The organism is Hymenobacter sediminis (assembly GCF_003231285.1).
In the GTDB taxonomy this organism is placed as follows: domain Bacteria; phylum Bacteroidota; class Bacteroidia; order Cytophagales; family Hymenobacteraceae; genus Hymenobacter; species Hymenobacter sediminis.
In genome coordinates this window covers 22,081-45,590 of the sequence record NZ_QKNS01000009.1, presented here as the reverse complement: position 1 = coordinate 45,590, position 23,510 = coordinate 22,081, and the positions used below count along the sequence as shown (strand labels likewise).

The window sequence follows — 23,510 nt, the reverse complement described above, 5'->3', positions numbered from 1 at the left end:
ATTCCTCCATTTCTCGACTTAATTCCCATGAAAATATCTAAATTCTCGACGCTGGCCTTGCTCGGCGCCCTGCTGGTGAACACCAGCTGTGAAAAGGACCTGCTGGAAAAAGTAGATCCCAATGCTCCTAGCACCGAACAGTTCTGGAAAACCCAGGATGATGCCTTACGGGCTATGATAGCCGCGTATTCGCGCCAGCAGATTTTCTCCAACTACAGCCTGTATTGGCATTTTGCCACCGAAGGTCGCTCCGACGAATCATTCACCAACACTCCTGATACAGGCCTTAACCAATACTTGGTTTTCCGCCAGGTCAACACTTCCGATCAACGGTCGCAGTTCATGTGGAACGACATGTACAGCATCATTTTCCGCTGCAACCAGGTGCTGGCCAACGTGCCGAGAATTCAGATGGATGAAAACCTGAAGAAGCGGACCCTGGCCGAGGCCCTGTACCTGCGCTCGATGGTGTACTACGACCTGGGCCTGCTGTTCGGCAATATTCCACTGGTAATCACGGTGTTCGACGCCAACACCCGGGTTTCACAGGTGACGCAGAACGAGGTGTACGCACAGATACTAAAAGACCTAGCCGCCGCCAAACCCGATTTGCCCCTGGCCAAGGACTACAGCGCCGCCGACAAAGGCCGGGCTACCCGCGGGGCCGCCGCCGCCCTAATGGGCAAGGTGTACATGCAACAAAAGCAGTGGGCCCTGGCCTCAGCGCAGTTCGCGGAGGTCATTAACTCCAACCAGTACGCGCTAGTGCCCAACTTCGAGGACAACTTCACGGAGGCCAATGAGAACAACTCAGAGTCTATCTATGAAGTCCAGTTTTCCGGTGTAAACAAAAGCTTCGATCAAGACATTCCCGGCGGCACCGAAGGCAACGAGCGGGCCCAGTTCTTTGGCCCTCCCGGCATTGGGTTCACCGACGTGGAAGTACGCCGCTGGGTGTTCGATGAATTCACGGACAAGACCACGACCGGGGGGGTTGACCCGCGACGCGACGCAACGGTTTTCAGCGCCGTGGGCACGCCCACACTCTACGGCAAAGCTTTCGTGGGACCGGCCGGGCTCAACATCGCCCCCAACCGCATTTTGTGGCGCAAGTACCAAAACGACCGTACCCGCAACTTCGAGGACTTCTTCTCGGGTATCAACATCCGGCTGATTCGCTACGCGGATGTGCTGCTGATGCAGGCCGAAGCTATGAATGAGCAAAACCAGGTGCCGGCCGCCGTGGCCCTGATCAATCAAGTGCGGACGCGCGTCCAGTTGGTGCCGCTCAATGCCGCCGACTTTAACCAAACGACCCTGCGGACGCAGTTGCGGCACGAGCGGGTAACGGAGCTGGCCGGCGAAGGCATGCGCTGGAGCGACCTGGTGCGTTACGGCCTGTTTGAAACCCCGGCTGGCCTCAACGAACTCAAAGCCCGCGACGCCGACTTCAACAACTTCGTTTATCCCCGCAACGCCCTGTTGCCGATTCCGCAGACCGACATCGACGTGGACCGTAATCTAAAGCAAAATCCTGGTTTCTAAGACAACACGCTTACAACAGCCGTTCCGGGCGCCAACTGGAGCGGCTGTTATGCTTTCAGCCAAGCGCGTTTCCTACTTCTTACTCATGCGAGATACTACGGGTCCGGCCGGAACCGACCTGGGCTTGCAGCTCACTTGGGTGGTAGAAAACCCGGCCGCCGATCCTACCACGGGTAGCTAAGTGGATAAGAGCCGTCTGTTCAGCTCGCTGGAAGACCACTGGGCCATTGATGGCATGGTGCTGGAGCAGAACGACAAACGCTACTTTATCTGGTTGAGTCGCAACAGGGTAGATATTATTCAGCGCTTGTACATCTCACGCATGAGTAACCCCTGGACATTGGAGGGGCTGCGTGTGGAGCTTTCCTACCCCAGTACCACTGGGAAGCCGCTGGCTTCGGCGTGAATGAAGGCCTTGCGATTCTGAAGTACACCGACAAAACGTTTTTAGTGTATTCGGCCAGCTTCTGCGGAACCGACCAGTACGCCCTCGGCATGCTCACTGCCGCAGCCACCGCCGACCCCATGCAGCCGGCCTCTTGGCAGAAATCAGCTACCCCTGTATTTGCGCCGAACCCAGCGGGGCGGGCGTACTCCACGGGCCACAATTCTTTCTTTAAATCCGCAAACGGGCAGGAGGGTTAGATTCTTTACCACGCCAACTCCAACCCAAACGAAAGCTGCGTGGAAAAGCGCAATCCGCGCATGCAGCAGTTCACCTGGAACCCCGATGGCACGTCCAACTTCGGCGTACCAGCTGCCGTGGGCACTGCCCTACCCCTGCCAGGCGGCGAAAAGCGGTTTACATGACAATAATTCCCCCACTTTACTTCCCACCATCATGCGTACATTCTTACTCACCCAGCGCCTACGGGCTTTTTTTCGGCTGAGCGCCATTTTATTTCTGCTGGCCTGGGTCAGCCCCCGTGCCTACGCCCTGCAGGGCCTGACTGGAGTTCATGACCCTTCCTCTATTGTGAAGGAGGGCAATAAGTATTGGATTTTTGCTACTGGCCAGGGCATCTATAGCCTGTACTCCACCGATTTGGTAAACTGGACACCTGGCCCCCGGCCGGTGTTTGCCAACAATGCCATCCCCAGCTGGATTACGGCCAAAGTGCCTGGCTTTACGGGTAACTTCTGGGCCCCGGAGTGCATTTTCATGAACGGCAAGTACTACCTCTACTATTCCTGCTCCACCTTCGGCTCCAAAGTATCGGCTATGGGTCTGGCCACCAATGTCACCCTCGACCCCGCCAGCCCCAATTACCGCTGGGAAGACCAGGGCGAGGTTATCAGCTCGAACGCCGGCAGCAGTGCCAATGCTATTGACCCCGCCGTTTTCCGCGACGCGAACAACGACGTGTGGTTTAGCTACGGCTCGTTTTTCGGTGGCATCCGGATTCTCCAGCTCAACCCTACCACGGGCAAGCCCCTCAATGGCGCTACCACCCAGCAGTTTGCCGTGGCCAACGGTAACGTAGAAGCAGCCTACCTCACCAAGCACGGCAGCTACTACTACTTGTTCATCAACCGGGGCAGCTGCTGCCAGGGCGTGAACAGTACCTACTACATTCAGGCCGGCCGCTCTACCTCCCCCACCGGGCCGTTTCTGGACCAGCAAGGGGTTGATTTGAACAACAACGGCGGCGACCTGATTCTGAACGTGTCGGGGCGCTACGTGGGGCCGGGCCACACGGGCATCTTTGAGGAAAACGGCGTCAGCTATTTCTCGCACCATTATTATGATGGCGACGACAATGGCGTTCCGAAGCTGGGCCTGGCCAAGCTGACCTGGACGGCCGCCGGCTGGCCCACCGTCAGCCGCGACTGGGTAGCTGCAGGTCGTTACGAAATCAAGAGCCGCAACAGCAACCTGGTGTGGGACGCCTGGGGCTGCACTGGCGTATCGGGGCAGATGATTGCTCAGGGCACGCCCACCGGCTTGGACTGTCAGCGCTGGGACTTCACCCCACTGGGCGATGGTGAGTACAAAATTACCAATGCCCTAGGGGGCTTAGCAGCCGATGTTTCGGGTTGCTCACCCGACGCCGGAGCCAAACTGCAATTGTTCGCTTATAATGGCCTACCCTGCCAGCGCTACCGCATTGACCGCGCCGCCGATGGTGGCCTTGTACTGGCTTCAGCCAACGGCAACCGGGTAGTAGAAGTGCCTAACGCTTCGCAGGTCGCCGGGCAGCAGCTCGGCCTATGGGACTACAACGGCTGCGCTTGTCAGCAGTGGACGCTTACCCCGGCGGCCAGTGGCCCTCTGTCCGCAGCTTCGGGCGTGCAGCTACAAGGGGTAGCGGTGTATCCGGTACCTTCTCCCACTGGAAGCTTCACCATTGACCTCGGAACCCAACCAAGCCAGCAGACTACCCACGTAGAAGTCGTCAACCAGCTGGGCACAGTTGTGTATCGGCACAATTTCCGGCGTGAGCTTACTACCCTGCGCGTAGAGGCCAACCTGCGGCCGGGCATATATATAGTCCATGTTCGCCGTGCCGCCGGCTTCTTTACACAAAAGGTAACTGTCTTGTAAGGCCTGCAGAAGAGGGAACTGATCAGCTTTTACGCCCAATTGGAGGACATTTTTATGTGTAATAGACACAAACGATTGTGCGAAATAAGAATGAATATCTACTTTACAGTTCGAAAACTCGAATCGAAAACGAATTGAGCGAATACACAAGGCCCAATGCCAATATCAACATACTATAAATCAATGATTTATACAATATATCGATTTACACAATCCATTGTCTATTAATAACATGTATCATTGGATACCGTTTCCACTCTCTATGCCTTCCCAACTTCCTACCCTTATGATGCACATAAACCGCGTTGGCCTTCTGACTTTTAGCGCGGCCGGGCTACTCTCTTTCAGCGGCTGCAACCAGTCGGCTCCCACGCAGGAGTCAGCAGTCGGCACCACCGCCACTGCCGATACCACCCAAACATCCGCTGCCAATACCACAGCACCTACCGCCGCTTCCTTCGGCAAAACCCAAGATGGCACCGAAGTGCAACTCTACACCCTCACCAATGCGCATGGCTTGAAGGTGGGTATCACCAATTATGGTGGCACCATCACGAGCCTGCTGGTGCCCGACAAAAGCGGCAAGCTGGGCGACGTAGTGCTGGGCTTCGACAACGTGAGCGGCTACCAGAGTCCGGAGTTTCTGAAATCGGGGCCCTACTTTGGGGCGCTGATCGGGCGCTACGGCAACCGTATTAAAGGCGGTAAGTTCACCCTGGACGGCAAGGAGTACACGCTGGCCAAAAACAACGGCGAAAACACCCTGCACGGTGGTAAAAAAGGCTTCGACAAAGTAGTGTGGCAGGCCCAGCCCGGCACCTCCCCCGAGGGGCAGACCCTTACGCTCACCTACCTCAGCAAAGACGGTGAAGAAGGGTATCCCGGCAACCTCAACGTGAAGGTGGTGTACACCCTCACCCCCGACGATGCCCTGCGTATCGACTACTCGGCCACCACTGACAAGGCTACCCCCGTCAACCTCACCAACCACGCCTACTTTAACCTGGGCCTGGGTCAGACCAAGGACATACTGGGTCACGAGGTAACCATTGCCGCCGACCGCTACAACGTGGTGGATGCCGGCCTCATCCCGACCGGCGAGCTGCGTCCCGTTAAGGGCACGCCCTTCGATTTTACTACCCCCCATACCATTGGCGAGCGGATTGGTCAGGTGCCCGGTGGCTACGACCATAACTGGATTCTCAACCAGGCCAGCGGCCTGCATACGGCCGCCACGGTGTACGAGCCCACTACCGGCCGCACCATGACGGTGCAGACCACCGAGCCGGGCCTGCAGTTTTACACCGGCAACTTCCTCGATGGTACCCTGAAGGGCAAAGGCGGCACCGTGTACGGCAAGCACGCGGGCTTTTGCATGGAAACCCAGCACTTCCCCGACTCGCCCAACCAGCCTAAGTTCCCGACTACCATCCTGAAGCCGGGCCAAACTCTGCAATCCACGACTACCTACACGTTTGGCGTGCGACAATAGGTGAAGGGCGGTCAGCAGTACTGTCATTCAAAGCATTCCGCTGACTACCTCCCATCAACTCACAACTTCTCAACTTCACCATTCCGTGGAAACCTCTCATTCAGCATCTTCCCAGACCGAAGCCTACGTTATTGGCATCGACTACGGCTCCGACTCCGTGCGGGCCGTGCTGGTGAATGCCCATACCGGCCAGGAAATAGCCCAGGCCGTGCATCCCTACGCCCGCTGGAAAGAGCAGCGCTACTGCAACGCCACCAAAAACCAGTTCCGCCAGCACCCCCTCGACCACATTGAGGGGCTGGAGGCTACCGTGCGGCGCGTGGCCCAGCACGTTCCCGCCGCCCAGATTGTGGGGCTGGCTGTGGACACCACGGGCTCCACGCCGGGTCCGGTGGACGAGCATGGGGTAGCCCTGGCCCTCAAGCCCGGCTTCGAGGACAATCCGAACGCCATGTTCGTGCTCTGGAAAGACCACACGGCCCTGCCCGAAGCCGCCGAAATCAACCACAAAGCCCGCACCTGGGGCGGCCCCGACTACACTCAGTTTGAGGGCGGTATCTACTCCTCGGAGTGGTTCTGGGCCAAGATTGCCCACGTCGTGCGCGAGGACGAAGCCGTAGCCAAAGCCGCCTACTCCTGGATGGAGCACTGCGACTGGCTGACGTTGCTGCTCACGGGCGGCGAGCTAAACACCTTTAAGCGCAGCCGCTGCGCCGCCGGCCACAAAGCCATGTGGCACGAGAGCTGGGGCGGCCTACCCTCCGAAGAGTTCCTAACCCTGCTGGAGCCCAAGCTGGGCGGCCTGCGGGAGCGGCTATTCGAGGAAACCTACACCGCCGACGAAGTAGCCGGTCACCTCTCGGAAGAGTGGGCGCAACGCCTGGGCCTGACCACCAACACGGTGGTAGCTGTGGGCTCGTTCGATGCCCACGCCGGCGCCGTGGCGGGTGAAATCGAGGCCTATTCGATGGTGAAGGTAATGGGCACTTCTACCTGCGACATTGTAGTAGCGCCCATGAACGAGGTAGGCGACAAGCTAGTGCCCGGCATCTGCGGGCAGGTAGATGGCTCCGTGATTCCGGGCATGTTGGGTTTGGAAGCCGGCCAATCGGCCGTAGGCGACCTGCTGGCCTGGTTCCGCCAAGTGATTGAATGGCCGTTGCGCGCCCTCCTACCCCAGTCCTCCGTCCTAACCCCGGACCAGCAAGCCGCCCTGCGCGAGGAGCTGAGCGACAAGATGATGGCTGAGCTGAACAAGGCTGCTGCCGCCGTAAACCCCGACGAGTCGCAGGTATTGGCCCTGGACTGGGTGAACGGCCGCCGCACGCCCGACGCCAACCAGGCCCTGAAAGGCGCTATCATGAACCTCACGATGGGCACCTCGGCCCCCCAGATTTTCCGGGCCCTGGTGGAATCCATCTGCTACGGCTCCAAGCAAATCGTGGAGCGCTTCGAGCAGGAAGGCATTCCGATTAAGCAGGTAATTGGCTTGGGCGGGGTAGCAAAGAAGTCGGGCTTTATGATGCAGACCCTGGCCGACGTGCTCAACCGTCCCATCAAAGTGGCCGAATCGGACCAGGCGCCGGCCCTGGGTGCGGCCATATACGCGGCCGTAGCCGCCGGCATCCACCCCGATGTGGTATCGGCCCAGAAGGCTATGGGCAACGGCTTCGCCGAAACCTACACGCCCAACCCCGCCCGCGTAGCCGACTACCAGCGCCGCTACGAGCAGTACCAGGCCTTCGGGCAGTATGTAGAACAAGCTACCCAGCTGCAGGCCGGCGAAGTTGCCGAAACCGAGCTGGTTGACCAAGCATGAGCCAATACCAAGACTTAAAGCAGGCCTGCTACGAGGCCAACATGCAGCTGCCTCAACTGGGGCTGGTGCTTTTCACCTTTGGCAATGCCAGCGTGGTAGACCGTGAAAACCGCGTGTTTGCTATTAAGCCCAGCGGCGTGCCCTACGCTACCCTCCGGCCCGAAGACATTGTCATCGTGAGCTTTGCCAATGAGATAGTAGAAGGCACCAAGCGTCCTTCATCGGACACCAAGACGCACGCGGTGCTGTACAGCCACTGGGAGCACATCGGGGGCATTGTGCACACGCATTCCACCTACGCTACGGCCTGGGCCCAAGCCCAGCTCGACATCCCGATTCTGGGCACGACCCACGCCGACCACCTCACCGCCGACATTCCCTGCGCCCCGCCCATGAGCGACGACATGATTGCCGGCGACTACGAGCACCAGACTGGCTGGCAGATCATCAACGAGTTTCAGCGCCGCGGCCTCTCGCCCGAAGAAGTGGAAATGGTGCTGCTAAGCAACCACGCCCCCTTCACCTGGGGCAAAACGGTGGAAAAAGCCGTCTACCACAGCGCCGTGCTGGAAGAAGTAGCCCGCATGGCCTACCTCAGCTGCACCCTCCGCCCCGACGTGCCCCGCCTCAAGGACTCCCTCATCAAGAAACACTACGAGCGCAAGCACGGCCTGCATTCATACTACGGCCAGTCGTAAGGACGCTGCTTAAAACAACTTTACGTGTCATCCTGAGCGGAGCGAAGGACCTCTACCTCTAGCTAATCAACTAGGGTAGCAACAAAGCGGTAGAGATGCTTCGGCTACGCTCAGCATGACAATAGTACCACACCGTCGGCAGGCGAGATGCTACGCTCTGCACGACAATTCTCCCTGACATCTCCACCCCAAGTATATGATTGACATTTCGCAGTACGAAGCCTGGTTTATCACCGGCAGCCAGCACCTCTACGGCCCCGAAACCCTGGAGCAGGTAGCCCAGCACTCCCAGCAGATTGCCGAAGCCCTTGGCAGCGCCCTACCCATCAAAATCGTGTACAAGTCCGTGCTGACGGGTCCCGATGAGATTTACCAGCTGGTACAGGAGGCCAATACCACCAAGAACTGTGTGGGCCTGATTGCCTGGATGCACACCTTCTCGCCGGCCAAAATGTGGATCAACGGCCTGAAGATTCTGCAGAAGCCCCTGGCCCACCTGCACACCCAGTTCAACCGCGACATTCCGTGGGGCGACATTGACATGGACTTCATGAACACCAACCAATCGGCGCACGGCGACCGGGAGTTTGGCTTCATTGGGGCCCGCTTAAAGCTGAAGCGCAAGGTGGTAGTTGGTCACTGGCAGAGCGCCGATGTGCATGAGCGCCTCAGCATCTGGGCCCGCGCCGCCTGCGCCTGGGCTGACTGGCAGGGCGCCCGCATCGTGCGTTTCGGCGACAACATGCGCTACGTAGCCGTAACCGAAGGCGACAAGGTAGAAGCCGAGCTGAAGTTTGGCTACTCGGTGAACACCTACGGCATCGGCGACCTGGTAGCGGTTATCAAGGAGGTAAGCGACGAGCAGGTAAACGAGTTGCTGGCAACCTACGAGCAGGAGTACGAGCTCGGCGAGAGCCTGCGCGAAGGCGGCGCCCAGCGCGACTCCCTGCGCGAAGCGGCCCGCATTGAGGTCGGCATGCGCAAGTTCCTGCAGGACACCAAGGCCATCGGCTTCACCGATACCTTCGAGGACCTGCACGGCATGGCCCAGCTGCCCGGCATTGCTACCCAGCGCCTGATGGCTGAAGGCTACGGCTTTGGTGGCGAAGGTGACTGGAAAACCTCTGCTTTGGTGCGCGCCATGAAAGTGATGGGTGCAGGCCTGCCCGGCGGCAACTCCTTCATGGAAGATTACACCTACCACTTCCAGCCCGGCAACGAGCAGGTCCTTGGCTCCCACATGCTGGAAATCTGCCCCACTATTGCGGAGGGCAAGCCGAAGGTAGAAGTGCACCCACTCGGCATTGGCGGCAAAGCCGATCCGGCTCGCCTGGTGTTTAATTGCCCCGCCGGCCCGGCCCTGAACGCCACCATTGTCGATTTGGGTCACCGCTTCCGGCTGGTGGTAAACGAGGTGGAAGCCGTAGCTCCTGAACAGGACCTGCCCAAGCTGCCCGTGGCCCGCGTGCTCTGGCAGGTGAAGCCCAGCCTGAACGTAGGGGCTGCCGCCTGGATTTATGCTGGCGGCGCGCACCACACCGGCTACAGCCAGAATTTAACCGCTGAGTATCTGGAAGATTTTGCCGAAATGGCCGGTATCGAGTACGTCATCATCGACGAGGAAACCAAGCTGCGTACCTTTAAAAATGAGCTTCGTTACAACGAAGTGGCTTTTAGCGGACGATAATTTCACTACTTTTCTGAAATCTTCATCCGCATCCGCACCCTAAAGCCCTACTGTTTCCTCCCCAATGAACCAACTTGCTACGATTGATTACATCGTTTTCTTTGTCTATTTCACCATAGTTGCCGGGTACGGCATCTGGATTTACCGTCGGAAAACAGGTCACGACGGGACCATGGAGGGGGATTCTAAAGATTACTTTCTGGCAGAAGGCTCCCTGACGTGGTGGGCCATCGGCTCCTCGCTCATTGCCTCCAACATCTCCGCCGAGCAGTTTGTGGGTATGTCGGGCTCCGGCTTCAAGATGGGTCTGGCCATTGCTACCTACGAGTGGATGGCCGCTCTCACACTCATCATTGTAGCCGTGTTCTTCATCCCGGTGTATCTGAAGAACAAAATCTTCACGATGCCGCAGTTCCTGAGCCAGCGCTACAACGGCACCGTGGCCATGATTATGGCCATTTTCTGGCTGGCGCTCTACGTGGTGGTAAACCTGACCTCCATTCTCTACCTCGGTGCCATTGCCGTAAGCAGTATTTCGGGCCTGAACCTGACTTTCTGCATGTACGCACTGGCCGCCTTCGCCATCATCATTACCCTGGGTGGCATGAAGGTTATCGGCTTCACCGACGTAATTCAGGTATTCTTCCTGATTCTGGGCGGCCTGGCTACCACCTACCTGGCCCTGAACCTGGTAGCTGAGCACTACGGCCAAACGGGTATTCTGGCGGGCTTCTCGCAGATGACTTCCCAGGCCAACGACCACTTCCACATGATTCTGGAGCGTGAAAACCCCAACTACAGCGCCCTACCCGGCCTGACGGTGCTGCTCGGCGGCATGTGGATTGTGAACCTGAACTACTGGGGTTGCAACCAGTACATCACCCAGCGCGCCCTCGGCGCCGACCTACCCACGGCTCGTAACGGTCTGTTGTTCGCGGCTTTCCTGAAGCTGCTGATGCCGGTTATCGTGGTACTGCCGGGTATTGCCGCCTACGTGCTCTACAAGGAAAACGTGTTCGGCTCGGAGATGATGCAGAACGGGGAGCTAAACCCCGACCGCGCCTACCCCGTGCTGCTGAACATTCTGCCGGTAGGTCTGAAAGGCCTGTCTTTCGCTGCTCTTACGGCGGCCGTAGTAGCCTCGCTGGCTGGCAAAGCCAACTCCATTGCTACCATTTTCACCCTCGACGTGTACCAGAAGGTATTCAACCGCGAGGCTTCGGAAAAGCAATTGGTATCGGTAGGCAAGATTACGGTGGTAGTAGCGATGCTGCTGGGCGTGCTCATCGCGCCGCACCTGGGTATCGATAAGAAAGGTGGCTTCGAGTTCATTCAGGAGTACACTGGCTTCGTGTCGCCGGGCATTTTCGCCATGTTCATTCTGGGTTTCTTCTGGAAGCGGACCACTTCTTCGGCGGCCCTGTTTGCTACCATCGGCGGCTTCATACTGTCGGTTATTCTGAAAGCCCTTCCGAACCTCACGGACCTGTCGGGCCTGGCTTCTATTGGCTTTGCCGTACCGAATGCTGAGGGCGTTTACGAAATTCCCTTCCTCGACCGCATGGGCATCGTGTTCGTGCTCTGCGTGCTGGTGATGGTGCTGATCAGCGTACTCGAAACCAGCCGCGGCGTAAAAACCAAAGGTCTGGAAGTGGATGCCAGCATGTTCCGCCCCCACCGCAGCTTCGCCATTGGTTCTATCGTGGTAATTGCCCTCATCACGGCGCTTTACACGATTTACTGGTAGGCCAAATAGTCTTTGCTGACTAGCTCAACCAAGGCACATTAAAACAGAAGGGCGGTAGTGATACCGCCCTTCTGTTTTAATAACAACACAATCGTTTGTGCAAGAGTCACTATATTAGTGAGTCACTGATTGTCTGCGGATAACTTCTGCGAAGTGCCTTCGCTCTGAAATACCCAAACTCCTACCCCTTCCCGCTCCATGAACCGCCTTCTTCCTTTCTTGGCCTTATCCGGACTTCTTTCTACCGCTGGCTTCTCGCAGTCGGTTAAGCGGTCTGACTATCCTATTCAGGCAGTTTCCTTTACGAGGGTGAAGCTGGCGGATAACTTCTGGCTACCTCGCCTTAAGACCAACACCGACGTCACCATTCCGGCCTCGTTTCAGCGCTGTGAGGCCACCAACCGGGTGAAGAACTTTGAAATGGCCGCGGCGAAGTCGGGCAAGTTTGCCACCATCTTTCCCTTCGACGACACGGACATCTACAAGACAATTGAAGGCGCCTCGTACTCCCTCCAACTCTACCCCGATGAAAAGCTGGACGAGTACATGGACGCACTGATCAAGAAGGTGGCCGCCGCCCAGGAGCCCGACGGCTACCTCTACACGGCCCGCACCATTGACCCGGCCCACCCCCACGCGTGGGCCGGGCCGGAGCGCTGGGTGAAAGAGCGGGAACTGAGCCACGAGCTGTACAACTCGGGCCACTTATACGAGGCAGCCGTGGCGCACTACGAGGCTACCGGCAAAAAGAACCTGCTCAGCATTGCCCTCAAGAATGCTGACCTGGTGTGCTCCGTATTTGGGCCGGACAAGCGGGGGGTAGCGCCCGGCCACGAAATTGTTGAAATGGGACTGGTGAAGCTCTACCGCGTAACGGGCAAGCCCGAGTACCTGAGCACGGCCAAGTTCTTCCTGGAGGAGCGCGGCAAGTACAACGGCTACGACCCTAAGAGTTCGGATGCGTGGAAAAACGGTTCCTACTGGCAAGACCACAAGCCGGTAGTAGATCAGCGCGAAGCCGAAGGTCACGCCGTACGCGCCGAATACCTGTACTCCGCCATGGCCGACGTAGCGGCCCTCACCGGCGACCAGCGGATGCTGGCGGCCGTGGACAGCATCTGGCAGAACATGGTCAGCAAGAAGCTCTACGTGACGGGCGGCACCGGCGCCGTGCCCGGCGGGGAGCGGTTCGGGGGCAACTACGAGCTACCCAACACCACGGCCTACAACGAAACCTGCGCCTCCGTAGCCAACGTGTACTGGAACCAGCGGATGTTTCAGCTCCACGGCGAGGCCAAGTACGTGGATGTCATGGAGAAAGTGCTCTATAACGGGTTGATTTCCGGGGTGGGTTTGGACGGCAAATCGTTCTTCTACTCCAACGCCATGCAAATCAAGAACAGCACGAGCTTCCCGCAAACCGAGCCCGCGCGGGCCGGCTGGTTCGACTGCTCCTGCTGCCCCACCAACATGGCCCGCCTGATGCCCTCGTTGCCCGGCTACGTGTATGCCCAGAAAGGCAACGACGTGTACGCCAACCTGTTTATCAGCGGCACTACCGACCTGAAAGTGGGCACCAAGGCCGTGCGCATCACCCAGCAAAACAACTACCCCTGGCAGGGCGACCTGAAGTTTACCGTCAGCCCCGCCGCCACTACCGATTTCAACCTGTTGGTGCGCATACCTGGCTGGGCCCAGGGCGAGGCCATTCCCTCCGATTTATACCGCTTTGCTACCCCTGCTACTGAGAAAATCAGCATCACGGTGAATGGCAAGCCTGTGCAGTACACCACACGCCAGGGCTACGCCGTGCTCCCCCGCAAGTGGCGCCGCGGCGACGTGGTGGAAGTGAAACTGCCCATGGACGTGCGCCAGGTAGTAGCCAACCCCAAGGTGCAAGATAACCTGGGCCGGGTAGCCCTGCAGCGCGGCCCCGTGGTGTACTGCGCCGAGTGGAAAGACAACAACGGCAAAGCCAGCAACCTTATCGTGCCAGCCGCTACCTCCTTCACGGCCAGCTACCAGCCCGAGGTCCTCAACGGCATCATGCAGCTCACGGCCACCGTGCCCGCCGTACAGGTAGATGCCGCCAACAACTCCATCAGCACCACGCGCCAAACCCTGACGGCCATTCCCTACTACGCCTGGGCCAACCGCGGCAAGGGCGAAATGGTGGTGTGGTTCCCTCAGCAAATCACGGATGTAGATCTGGTGTCGCGCCAGCCGAAAGAGGTAACGGTGGGTAAGTAATCAGAGGAAGATTTATCTAGCTATACCACCTGTCATCCTGAGCAGCGCGAAGAACCTCTACCGTTAGTAATTACCTTCTGTAGAGGTCCTTCGCGCTGCTCAGGATGACAGGAAACAAGGGAAAGAGAAATACAACTGCTCGCAGCGGGGGGTAGGAACGCGTTGTTCCTACCCCCTGTATTTTGCTGAATGATATGCTCCGGCTGCCCGCTTGGCATCCGGAGCAACTGGTTCTGCGTTACCCTGTGCGTTTCCTACCCCCTGTTTCGTCATGAACCCTCCCCCGCCCTGCGTCTGGATGCAGCAAAGTGAGCTGCTGCAAAGCTTCCACGACCATGAATGGGGCGAGCCGGTTTCGGACCCAGATATTCTGTTTGAGTACTTGGTGCTGCACACCTTCCAGCTAGGCTTCGACTTTCCGGTGGTGCTGCGGCGGCGCGAGGCGTTTCGGGAGTTGCTGGCTGGTTTCGACCCAGAGCGGCTGGCGCGGTTTGGGGAGGCCGAGGTAGAGGAGCTGATGCAAAACCCGCGCATCATCCGCAACCGCCATAAGCTGGAAGCCACCTTCCAAAATGCCCGCGCCTGGTTGCAGCTCCGCAGGGAGGTAGGCGGCGCAGTTGGGCTCCTACCCTTTTTCTACGCCTTTGTCGGGGGCCGGCCGCTCGACACCCAACGCAGCCCCGATAACCTGCCCCCGGCTTCCACCCCGGCCAGCTTGGCCCTAAGCCAGGAGCTGAAGCGGCGCGGATTTGTCATGACCGGCCCGGTGGCGTGTTATAACATTATGCAAACTGCCGGCCTCGTCAACGACCACCTCACTTCCTGCCCCCGCCACGCCGAGTGCCGGGCACTGGCCAAGGGGTAGCAACTTCAGCAGCAACCTGATAAGATCGGGGTCCTGTTCTGCTACATCCTATTTGCTGCTGAACCCTCCGGCTGAAACGGTTCTGCTTGCCTAAGTATAGCAGGCTTTTTTCAGGGATTTATAGGATGAATTTCCTGCGCTTGTCCTTAACTTAAGTCCAGAACGCTGGTTACTGACGCACACTGGCCGCAACTACAGCGGTATTGTCGGGTCTTTGCCCTACTTGGGCCACCCTTTGTTTTGCCCTTTTCAACTATGGCTATGAACTCTGAACACGATACGCCCGGTAACAGCCACGATGAGGCCCGCCGGAGCTTCCTGAAACAATCGTCGCTGCTCACAGCCATGGCCTTGGTGCCGGGGCCACTGGTGCAGGCCGCCGCCGCCGAGCTGGACGAGAAAGTGGCCGCCGTTTTCGAGAAAATCCCGCTCAAACTGGAAGTAAACGGCGTTAAGCATAAGGTTTCCGTGGAGCCCCGCACCACGCTGCTGGACTTTCTGCGCGAAAACCTGCACCTCACGGGCACCAAAAAAGGCTGCGACTACGGGCAATGCGGCGCCTGCACCGTGCACGTAGATGGGCAGCGCGTGAACAGTTGCCTGAGCTTTGCCGTGATGCACGAGGGTAAGAAAATCACGACCATTGAGGGCCTGGCTAACGGCGACAAGCTGCACCCCATGCAGGAAGCCTTTGTGAAGCACGATGGTTTCCAGTGCGGTTACTGCACGCCCGGCCAGATTATGTCGGCGGTGGCGTGCATCCGGGAAGGCAAGGCCGACTCGGAAGGCGAAATCCGGGAGTACATGAGCGGCAACATCTGCCGTTGCGGCGCTTATTCCAACATTGTGGCCGCCATTCAGGAGGTCAAAGGCGGCGGGCAAAAAGTATAACGACTCCCTATGAATCAGTTCCAATACGTCCGCCCCACCAAGCAGCAGGCTGCCATCGACGCCGTAGCGAAAGATGCCACGGCCACCTTCATTGCCGGCGGCACCAACCTCGTCGACCTGATGAAGCGTGGGGTGATGACCCCACAGAAATTGGTCGATATCAACCGCCTACCCCTGACCCGCATCGACGCCGACCCTGGCAAGCTGCGCATCGGGGCGCTGGCCCTGAACTCGACGGTAGCCGACGACAAGCAGGTGCGCGCGCGGCAACCCCTCTTGGCCCTGGCCCTCAACGCCGGCGCTTCGGCCCAGTTGCGCAACATGGCCACTGTGGGCGGCAATATGCTCCAGCGCACCCGCTGCTCCTACTTCTACGACACAACCATGCCCTGCAACAAGCGCGAGCCAGGAACGGGCTGCGGGGCGCTGGAGGGCATTAACCGCATGCACGCCATCTTCGGCTTCTCGGATAAGTGCATTGCCGTGCACCCCTCCGACATGAGCGTGGCCCTGGTGGCCCTCGATGCTACCGTGCAAGTCAGCGGCCCGAAAGGCAACCGCAGCATTCCCTTTGCCGAACTGCACCGCCTACCCGGTGATATGCCCCAGAAGGACACGACCCTGGAGCCCGGCGAGCTGATTACGGCCGTGGATGTGCCCGACGGACCCTTCACCAAGCATGTGCACTACCAGAAGGTGCGCGAGCGGGCTTCCTACGCCTTTGCCCTGCTTTCGGTAGCGGCGGCGCTGGACCTCGATAGCAACAACAACATCAAAGCTGCCCGCCTTGCTATGGGCGGGGTAGCCCACAAGCCCTGGCGCCTCACGGCCGCCGAGCAGGCTCTGGTAGGCAAGCCCGCCACCGAAGAAAGCTTCCGCCAGGCTGCGGCTATTGCCATGCAAGGCGCTAAAGCCTTCAAGCACAACGCCTACAAGCTCAAGCTGGGTCCCAATACCATCATTCAGGCGCTGAAAACCGCCGCCAGCGTAGCCTAAGCCCCGAACTCATGAACGAACAACCCAAGCCGAAAAAGCAAATCGGGGCGCCGATGAACCGGGTGGACGGCCACCAGAAAGTAACGGGCGCAGCTACCTACTCGGCCGAGTACCAACTGCCCAACATCACTTACGCCGTGCTGGTGGGTAGCACCGTCACGAAAGGTCGCCTCACCGGCCTCGATACCAAAGCGGCCGAGCGCGCCCCAGGTGTGCTGGCGGTCATCAGCCACCTCAACGCCCCGAAGCCCCCAGGCCCCAAGCCCGAGGGCAAAGACCCCTCGCAGCCCCAAACCCAGGGCAACCCCCTGCAGGTGTTCAACGACGACAAGATCCGCTTCAACGACCAGCCCATTGCCATAGTGGTGGCCGACAGCTGGGAGCGGGCCCGCTACGCCGCTGGCCTGGTGAAGGCACAGTATGCCAAAGAAGCGCACCAAACCAACCTGGAGGAGAACAAGTCGAACGCCTTCTTGCCCACCGCCGCCAAGAAGAACCCCAAGAACCCGATGAACGACTACCAGCGCGGCCAGGTAGATGCTTACAAAACGGGCGCCGTGAAGCTGGAAGCGGAGTACGTGATTCCTACCGAAGTGCACCACCCCATGGAGCTGCAAGCCATTACGGCCCATTGGGAAGCACCCGACCGCCTTACGCTCTACGACAAAACCCAGGGCACCATGGCTACCCGCCGCGACTTTGCCAAGCAGTGGGGCTTGCCTGAGGAAAACGTAAAAGTTATTGCTACCTACGTGGGCGGGGCTTTTGGCAACGCCCTGCACAGCTGGCCCCACGAGTCAGCGGCTATTTTGGCGGCCAAAGTGGTAAACCGGCCCGTGAAGCTGATGCTGACCCGGGAGCAGATGTTCACGATGGTGGGCTACCGGCCTTACACCTGGCAGAAGCTGGGCATGAGTGCCACCCCCGACGGTAAAATCACGGCCATCACCCACGAGTCGGTCGGCCAAACTTCTACCTACGAGGAGTTTACCGAATCGACCCTGGCCCAAACGCGCATGATGTATCAGTCGCCGAACGTGACGACGCGCTACCGGCTGGCGGCCTTGGATATCAGCTCTCCTATCTGGATGCGCGGCCCCGGCGAAGCTACTGGTGCATTTGCCCTAGAGTCGGCCATGGATGAAATGGCCTACCTGCTGAACATTGACCCGCTGGAATTCCGCCTGCGCAACTACACTGAGCAGGACCCGGAGAAGAACAAGCCCTGGAGCACCAAGTTTCTGAAGGAGTGCTACCAATTGGGTGCCGACCGCATAGGCTGGAGCAAGCGCCAGCTTAAGCCCGGCTCCCTCCGCGACGGGGACTGGCTGATTGGCTACGGCATGGGGGTAGGAACCTTTGGGGCGCACCGCGGTGCAGCAACGGTAGGGGCCCAGCTGCTGGCCAATGGCACCGTGCTGCTGCAATGCGCTACCACCGACATCGGCCCCGGCACCGGCACGGCCATGACCCAGATTGCCGCCGACACGTTGGGCATTTCGCCTGACAAGATTCGGTTTGAGCTGGGCAACTCGTCCTTCCCGAAAGCGGGTACCCAGGGCGGTTCCTCTACTGTGAACAGCGTGGGTCCGGCTACCCAGGAAGCCTGCCTGGCCCTGAAAGACAAGCTGCGTACCCTGGCCGGCGCCAACAACCCGGCCTTCGCTTCGGCCCGGAAAGAGGATGTGACCATGCAGGACGGCTACCTTACGGTGGGTGGCAACAAAGACACGCGCGTATCCTACGCCGACCTGCTCAAGCAAGCCGGCGGCACGGCCGTGATGGTAGAAGCCAAGCCCGGCGGCGAAGGCCAGAAATACTCCATGTACTCTTTCTCGGTGCACTTTGCAGAAGTGCGCGTGCATCAACTTACCGGCGAGGTGCGGGTCAGCAAACTGGTTTCCTGCGCCGATGCCGGTACTATTGTAAATGAGAAAACCGCTGGCAACCAGATGAAAGGTGGCGCCGTGGGCGGCATTGGCATGGCCCTGATGGAGCACGCCCGCATCGACGACCGGTTTGGCCGCTACGTGACCAAGGACTTCGCCGACTACCACGTACCCGTGCACGCCGATTCGCCGGCCGTAGAAGTTGCCTTCGTGAACCAGCCCGATCCTTATGTGAATGCGCTGGGCACTAAAGGCATTGGAGAAATTGCCATTATCGGTGTTGCGCCGGCCATTGCCAATGCCGTTTTCAATGCCACCGGCAAACGCATCCGGGAGTTGCCCATTACTCCTGATAAGTTAATTTAACCAGCAACAAGCGGCATCCTGATCAGGATGCCGCTTGTGTTTTATAGCTACTCCAGGAAAGGAAAATGCAGCCACCAGACCTGGCATTTCGCGCAGAGGATGGGGTAAGGTAGTGTTGAGCTACTGACTGGCAGCAGTGCAATAAGTTGAAAATCAAGCTAACGAACCGCTTGCAACCGTCGTAAGGGGTAGCACATTCACTTAAGTTACTACCTGTATGAACCAACCGCAAACAAACTCCGCTACCGGCTCCGATAACCAATCGAACGGCTCCCTGCTCGATCAGGCGCAACAGCTTATCGGCCAAGAAAACCTGGGCAACTTACTAAACCAAGTAGGTCCTTCCCTGAAAAAGGCAGGCTCCAGCATTGGTAAGCTCAGTACTACCCAGAAGATTGTAGGCGGTGCCCTGATTCTGTTGGGAGCAGTTGTGCTGACCACCCGCGGCAAGAATAGCGCCTCCACCGAGCCAGATGATACCGCTACACTGCGGGAGCTGCTTTACTTTGTAAATGACCGCATTGAGGGCTACCAACGGGCCGTTAATGAGAGCCAGGATGCCCAGAAGCGCGGCTATTACAAGCAGCTGGTAAGCCAGAGCCAGCGCTTTGCCAACGAGTTGAACGCCTATCTGCGCGAGCTAGGTGGCGGCCGCGAAACCAGCACTACCCTTAAGGGCAAGCTCTACCGCCGCTGGATGGATGCCAAAGCTGCCGTAACCGGCTCCGACGAAAAAGCCATCCTTGGCGCTAACATTTTCGGCGAAGAATGGGCCCTAAAAGCTTATGAAGATGCCCTCAGTAGCCAGAGCCTGACCGGCGAGCTGCGCCAGGAAGTGGAGCGCCAATATGCCCAGTCACAGAAGACGTATGAGGAGCTGAAACAGCAGCAAGCTCAGCAATAAATTCAGAGTACATCCGCTCCAAAGCCCCCGTATTCACCACTCGACTGAGTAGTGAATACGGGGGCTTTGTGCTTACCATCCGCTCACAAGAAAGGCCTGAATGAGGCAAATCTCAAGAAGAATAAGTAAGTAAGCTTTCACTTACTGATGATATGTTATAGAAGGTTTTTTGCTCCAATGTAGTTTGAGCTGGTCTATTTCGTCATTAGACAGGGATTAATAACTGAGTGTTTTTTACGTGACAATCTAGGTCTTTAAAAAAGCCCGATTCCAGCCTGCTAGTGGGGAAATACAGTTGATTACGTGTGCTGTAAGTGTATAAACAGGTGCACAAAGTGCATCTACCTGATAATCTAGCGTTTGCTAGAGCTTTGATTCTGGGAAAAAGGAACGATACATTGGCAGCAGCTAGCCCTCCTTTTAGCGGGCTGCAAGGGCTGATTGCTGCTTTTTTGGTGGTTTGCCTGTGCCCGATCTGCCTCTGATTTTCCTACCCTATCTCCTTCCAACATGTCAACTTCCCGCCGCGACTTTCTTAAGTCGGCTGCCTTGCTCTCAGCTGGGGCACTGGTGTCGCCTACCCTCCTCGCTGCCGCCAACCCTGCTCCCAAATCATACATCGGCCTGCAGCTATATACTGTGCGCGAGGCCATGCAGAAAGATCCAGTTGGTACGCTGACCCGGATAGCAAAGATGGGGTACACCTCTGTGGAAGGTGCTACCTATACGGGCAGCCAGAAGTTCTATGGCATGGAGCCGTCGGCCTTCGCCAAGCAGCTCAAGCAGGCCGGCCTAATTATGCCCAGCAGCCACTACCGTCTCGGCGAAGAGCAGGAGAAAGGCCAGCCTGTGCAAGGCACCATCCTGCACGGCTGGGACAAAGCCGTAGACGATGCCGCCAAGGCGGGCGTAAAGTACATGGTGTGTGCCTACCTCTCGGAAGCTGAACGCGGCAACCTTGACCACTACAAGCTGTTGGCCGACCGCCTCAATAAGGCGGGTGAGCGGTGCAATAAAGCGGGCATTCAGCTCTGCTACCACAACCACGACTTCGAGTTTATGGCCCTAGAAGGTCAGCTACCCTTCGATGTGCTGCTGAGCGCCACCGACAAAGACCTGCTGAAAATGGAGCTGGACCTGTACTGGGCTACCAAAGCCGGCCAGGACCCCGTGGCTTTGTTTCAGAAGCACCCCGGCCGTTTCCCACTCTGGCACGTGAAGGACATGGATAACACGCCCAAGCACGACTTCACGGAAGTAGGCAGCGGCGTCATTGACTTCAAGCGCATCTTCGCCCAGGCCAACACGGCAGGCATGAAGTACTTTTTTGTGGAGCAGGACCAAACGCCTGGCTCCCCCTTTGACAGCATTCAAAAAAGCATTGCGCACATCAAGCGCACGCTGGTATAACCCTACCCCCCTCTGGGTCGGCAAACCGGCCCATCTGTGCTTTCCTTACCCACCTGTTTTATGGAAAAAAATACCTACGATGCCATTGTCATCGGGTCCGGCATTTCGGGCGGCATGGCTGCCAAGGAGCTGACGGAGAAAGGCCTCAAGACGATTATGTTGGAGCGGGGCCGCAACGTGGAGCACATCAAAGACTACGTTAACGCCAACAAAGACCCCTGGGAGCTGCCCCACCGCGGCGGCAAAACCCAGCAGATGATTGCGGACTACCCCGTACTAGGGCGCGACTATACCCTGAATGAGAGCAACCTTGATTTTTGGGTGAACGAGAAGGAAAGCCCCTATGTGGAGGTGAAACCCTTCGACTGGTTTCGGGGCTACCAGGTGGGTGGCCGCTCCCTGATGTGGGGCCGCCAGTCGTACCGCTGGAGCGACTACGACTTCGAGGCTAACGCCAAAGATGGTATTGCCGTGGACTGGCCGATTCGCTACAAAGACTTGGCTCCCTGGTACAGCCATGCCGAAAAATTTGCTGGCATCAGCGGCAACCGCGACGGCCTACCCCAGCTGCCCGACGGCGACTTTATGCCGCCCATGGAGATGAACTGCGTGGAAAAGGACGTGGCCGCCCGCATTAAAAAGAACTACAAGGACCGCCACATGGTGATTGGCCGCACGGCCAACATCACGAAGCCCCATCACAACCGCACCAACTGCCAATACCGCAACAAGTGCTGGCTGGGCTGCCCGTTCGGGGCTTACTTCAGCACTCAATCGGCTACCCTGCCAGCGGCGGTGGCAACGGGTAACCTCACACTGCGGCCCCACTCCATCGTTACGCGCATCCTTTATGATAAGGATACTAAGCGGGCTAAGGGTGTGGAGGTGCTCGACGCGGAAACCAACCAGACCTACGAGTACTACGCCAAAATCATTTTCCTCAATGCCTCGGCCCTGAACTCGGCCTGGGTGCTGATGAATTCGGCTACCGACGTATGGCCCGACGGCCTGGGTAGCAGCAGCGGCGAGCTGGGCCACAACGTGATGGACCACCACTTCCGGGTAGGGGCCCACGGCGAGATGCCCGGTTATGAAGACAAATATGTGTACGGGCGCCGGGCCAATGGCATTTACGTACCGCGCTTCCGCAACCTGTTCGGCGACAAACGCGACTATATCCGGGGCTTCGGCTACCAGGGTGGCGCTGGCCGCGAGGGCTGGAGCCGAGAAATTGCTGAAATGAGCTTCGGCGGTGAATTCAAGGACGCCCTTACCGAGCCGGGTCAGTGGACCATGGGCTTGGGCGCTTTTGGCGAAACCCTACCCTACCATGATAACCGCATCTTCCTTGACAAAACCAAGAAGGATAAGTGGGGGCTGCCCGTGCTGGCCATGGATGCACACATTCGCGAAAACGAGCAGAAAATGCGCATTGATATGATGCAGGATGCGCAGGAAATGCTGGAAAAAGCGGGCCTCAAAAACGTGAAGACCTATAACAACGGCTACAACATGGGCGGCGGCATCCACGAGATGGGCACCGCCCGCATGGGCCGCGACCCGAAAACCTCGGTGCTCAACCAGTACAATCAGGTCTGGGACGCCCCCAACGTGTACGTAACCGACGGCGCGGCCATGACCTCCGCGGCCTGCCAGAACCCTTCTCTGACTTACCTGGCCCTCACGGCCCGCGCCGTAGACCACGCCGTGAGTGAGCTGAAAAAACAAAACGTATAACCGCTACCCCTATGAACAGAAGAGATGCGCTAACCCGCGTGGCCCTCATCATGGGCGGCACCATCATCGGCGGCGACTATTTCCTGACCAGCTGCTCCTCGCCTGAGTCGAAAGAGGAGAAAAAAACCACGGCTAAAAAGCAGGAAAAGCCCTTCCTTAGCCAAGACCAGGTCGCCTACCTCAACGAGGTAGGCGAAACCATCCTGCCCACCACCAAAACGCCCGGCGCCAAAGCCGCCGACGTGGGCTCCTTCATGGCCGTGATGGTGAAGGACTGCTACAAACCCGCTGACCAGCAAATTTTCCTGAAAGGCCTGACCCAGCTGGAGCAGGCCAGCCAGAAAAAAAACGGCAAGGGTTTCCTGGAGCTGGACCCCGCCCAACGCACGGCCCTGCTCACGGCCCTCGATGCGGAGCAGAAGCAGTACAGCCAAACCAAAACCCGGGAAGCCCCCAATCATTACTTCCGGATGATCAAGGAGTTGACCTTGCTGGGGTACTTCACCTCCGAAGTAGGCAGTACCAAAGCACTGCGCTATGTGCCCGTTCCCGGTAAATACGACGGCTGCGTGCCCTACAAAAAAGGCGACCGGGCCTGGGCTACCACGTAAATCAGCTTCCGGTTGTCAGTTGCCAGGTGGTTTAAACTTCTCACCAACAACTGACAAC

Annotated in this window: 19 protein-coding genes; all 19 read left to right on the top strand. The window is 58.3% G+C overall.

From position 1 onward, the window contains the following. Nucleotides 1-27 precede the first annotated feature (27 nt). Nucleotides 28-1,545 carry a RagB/SusD family nutrient uptake outer membrane protein gene (locus DNI29_RS20645; protein ID WP_110980044.1) on the top strand — a complete coding sequence of 506 codons (1,518 nt, stop codon included), beginning with the start codon at nt 28-30 and terminating at the stop codon, nt 1,543-1,545. Between the two features lie 181 nt (nt 1,546-1,726). Next, on the top strand, nt 1,727-1,951 hold the full coding sequence (locus DNI29_RS20640) for a glycoside hydrolase family protein (protein ID WP_110980043.1): 225 nt from the start codon (nt 1,727-1,729) through the stop codon (nt 1,949-1,951). Further along, entirely contained in the window at nt 1,948-2,190 is a 243-nt protein-coding gene (locus tag DNI29_RS20635; RefSeq protein ID WP_162303686.1) for a family 43 glycosylhydrolase, read from the top strand. Before DNI29_RS20640 ends, DNI29_RS20635 begins: the two co-directional genes overlap by 4 nt. A 39-nt stretch (nt 2,191-2,229) precedes the next feature. Beyond that, complete coding sequence (locus DNI29_RS25160; RefSeq protein ID WP_262510234.1) at nt 2,230-2,355, top strand: hypothetical protein; 126 nt, start codon at nt 2,230-2,232, stop codon at nt 2,353-2,355. A gap of 31 nt (nt 2,356-2,386) precedes the next feature. Next, entirely contained in the window at nt 2,387-4,090 is a 1,704-nt protein-coding gene (locus DNI29_RS20630; RefSeq protein ID WP_110980041.1) for a family 43 glycosylhydrolase, read from the top strand. A 289-nt stretch (nt 4,091-4,379) separates the two neighbouring features. Then, the gene (locus DNI29_RS20625) at nt 4,380-5,582 is read left to right on the top strand and encodes an aldose epimerase family protein (protein ID WP_110980208.1); all 1,203 of its coding nucleotides are present in this window, start codon (nt 4,380-4,382) and stop codon (nt 5,580-5,582) included. A gap of 85 nt (nt 5,583-5,667) precedes the next feature. After that, on the top strand, nt 5,668-7,401 hold the full coding sequence (locus DNI29_RS20620) for a ribulokinase (protein WP_110980040.1): 1,734 nt from the start codon (nt 5,668-5,670) through the stop codon (nt 7,399-7,401). Continuing rightward, nucleotides 7,398-8,099, top strand: a complete 702-nt coding sequence (locus DNI29_RS20615; RefSeq protein WP_110980039.1) for an L-ribulose-5-phosphate 4-epimerase — start codon at nt 7,398-7,400, stop codon at nt 8,097-8,099. The genes DNI29_RS20620 and DNI29_RS20615 overlap by 4 nt, the downstream gene beginning before the upstream one ends. Before the next feature lie 196 nt (nt 8,100-8,295). Continuing rightward, nucleotides 8,296-9,786 (top strand): L-arabinose isomerase, encoded by a 1,491-nt coding sequence (gene araA / locus DNI29_RS20610; protein WP_110980038.1) that lies wholly within the window; start codon nt 8,296-8,298, stop codon nt 9,784-9,786. Nucleotides 9,787-9,850: 64 nt separating this feature from the next. Then, nucleotides 9,851-11,533, top strand: a complete 1,683-nt coding sequence (locus DNI29_RS20605; RefSeq protein ID WP_110980037.1) for a sodium/sugar symporter — start codon at nt 9,851-9,853, stop codon at nt 11,531-11,533. A gap of 198 nt (nt 11,534-11,731) precedes the next feature. Continuing rightward, the gene (locus DNI29_RS20600) at nt 11,732-13,783 is read left to right on the top strand and encodes a glycoside hydrolase family 127 protein (RefSeq protein WP_110980036.1); all 2,052 of its coding nucleotides are present in this window, start codon (nt 11,732-11,734) and stop codon (nt 13,781-13,783) included. A gap of 271 nt (nt 13,784-14,054) precedes the next feature. Continuing rightward, nucleotides 14,055-14,648, top strand: a complete 594-nt coding sequence (locus DNI29_RS20595) for a DNA-3-methyladenine glycosylase I (RefSeq protein WP_202910554.1) — start codon at nt 14,055-14,057, stop codon at nt 14,646-14,648. Nucleotides 14,649-14,903: 255 nt separating this feature from the next. Then, entirely contained in the window at nt 14,904-15,539 is a 636-nt protein-coding gene (locus DNI29_RS20590; protein WP_438834633.1) for a (2Fe-2S)-binding protein, read from the top strand. 9 nt (nt 15,540-15,548) lie between these two features. Then, a complete protein-coding gene (locus DNI29_RS20585; RefSeq protein ID WP_110980034.1) occupies nt 15,549-16,535 on the top strand; it encodes an FAD binding domain-containing protein in 987 nt (328 codons plus the stop codon). A gap of 11 nt (nt 16,536-16,546) precedes the next feature. Next, entirely contained in the window at nt 16,547-18,790 is a 2,244-nt protein-coding gene (locus DNI29_RS20580; protein ID WP_110980033.1) for a xanthine dehydrogenase family protein molybdopterin-binding subunit, read from the top strand. A 217-nt stretch (nt 18,791-19,007) separates the two neighbouring features. Continuing rightward, complete coding sequence (locus DNI29_RS20575) at nt 19,008-19,694, top strand: ferritin-like domain-containing protein (RefSeq protein ID WP_110980032.1); 687 nt, start codon at nt 19,008-19,010, stop codon at nt 19,692-19,694. Between the two features lie 510 nt (nt 19,695-20,204). Continuing rightward, nucleotides 20,205-21,104, top strand: a complete 900-nt coding sequence (locus DNI29_RS20570; RefSeq protein WP_110980031.1) for a sugar phosphate isomerase/epimerase family protein — start codon at nt 20,205-20,207, stop codon at nt 21,102-21,104. Nucleotides 21,105-21,164: 60 nt separating this feature from the next. Next, complete coding sequence (locus tag DNI29_RS20565) at nt 21,165-22,841, top strand: GMC oxidoreductase (RefSeq protein WP_110980030.1); 1,677 nt, start codon at nt 21,165-21,167, stop codon at nt 22,839-22,841. A gap of 11 nt (nt 22,842-22,852) precedes the next feature. Beyond that, nucleotides 22,853-23,452, top strand: a complete 600-nt coding sequence (locus DNI29_RS20560; protein ID WP_110980029.1) for a gluconate 2-dehydrogenase subunit 3 family protein — start codon at nt 22,853-22,855, stop codon at nt 23,450-23,452. Nucleotides 23,453-23,510 lie beyond the last annotated feature (58 nt).

What these genes read in the sequence shown, in the direction of transcription:
- DNI29_RS20575 (WP_110980032.1), top strand. Translation starts at nt 19,008, where the DNA reads ATGAACCAACCGCAAACAAACTCCGCTACCGGCTCCGATAACCAATCG.
- DNI29_RS20615 (WP_110980039.1), top strand. Translation starts at nt 7,398, where the DNA reads ATGAGCCAATACCAAGACTTAAAGCAGGCCTGCTACGAGGCCAACATG.
- DNI29_RS20590 (WP_438834633.1), top strand. Translation starts at nt 14,904, where the DNA reads ATGGCTATGAACTCTGAACACGATACGCCCGGTAACAGCCACGATGAG.
- DNI29_RS20565 (WP_110980030.1), top strand. Translation starts at nt 21,165, where the DNA reads ATGGAAAAAAATACCTACGATGCCATTGTCATCGGGTCCGGCATTTCG.
- DNI29_RS20595 (WP_202910554.1), top strand. Translation starts at nt 14,055, where the DNA reads ATGAACCCTCCCCCGCCCTGCGTCTGGATGCAGCAAAGTGAGCTGCTG.
- DNI29_RS20625 (WP_110980208.1), top strand. Translation starts at nt 4,380, where the DNA reads ATGCACATAAACCGCGTTGGCCTTCTGACTTTTAGCGCGGCCGGGCTA.
- DNI29_RS20605 (WP_110980037.1), top strand. Translation starts at nt 9,851, where the DNA reads ATGAACCAACTTGCTACGATTGATTACATCGTTTTCTTTGTCTATTTC.
- DNI29_RS20580 (WP_110980033.1), top strand. Translation starts at nt 16,547, where the DNA reads ATGAACGAACAACCCAAGCCGAAAAAGCAAATCGGGGCGCCGATGAAC.
- araA (WP_110980038.1), top strand. Translation starts at nt 8,296, where the DNA reads ATGATTGACATTTCGCAGTACGAAGCCTGGTTTATCACCGGCAGCCAG.
- DNI29_RS20585 (WP_110980034.1), top strand. Translation starts at nt 15,549, where the DNA reads ATGAATCAGTTCCAATACGTCCGCCCCACCAAGCAGCAGGCTGCCATC.
- DNI29_RS20645 (WP_110980044.1), top strand. Translation starts at nt 28, where the DNA reads ATGAAAATATCTAAATTCTCGACGCTGGCCTTGCTCGGCGCCCTGCTG.
- DNI29_RS20630 (WP_110980041.1), top strand. Translation starts at nt 2,387, where the DNA reads ATGCGTACATTCTTACTCACCCAGCGCCTACGGGCTTTTTTTCGGCTG.
- DNI29_RS20600 (WP_110980036.1), top strand. Translation starts at nt 11,732, where the DNA reads ATGAACCGCCTTCTTCCTTTCTTGGCCTTATCCGGACTTCTTTCTACC.
- DNI29_RS20570 (WP_110980031.1), top strand. Translation starts at nt 20,205, where the DNA reads ATGTCAACTTCCCGCCGCGACTTTCTTAAGTCGGCTGCCTTGCTCTCA.
- DNI29_RS20560 (WP_110980029.1), top strand. Translation starts at nt 22,853, where the DNA reads ATGAACAGAAGAGATGCGCTAACCCGCGTGGCCCTCATCATGGGCGGC.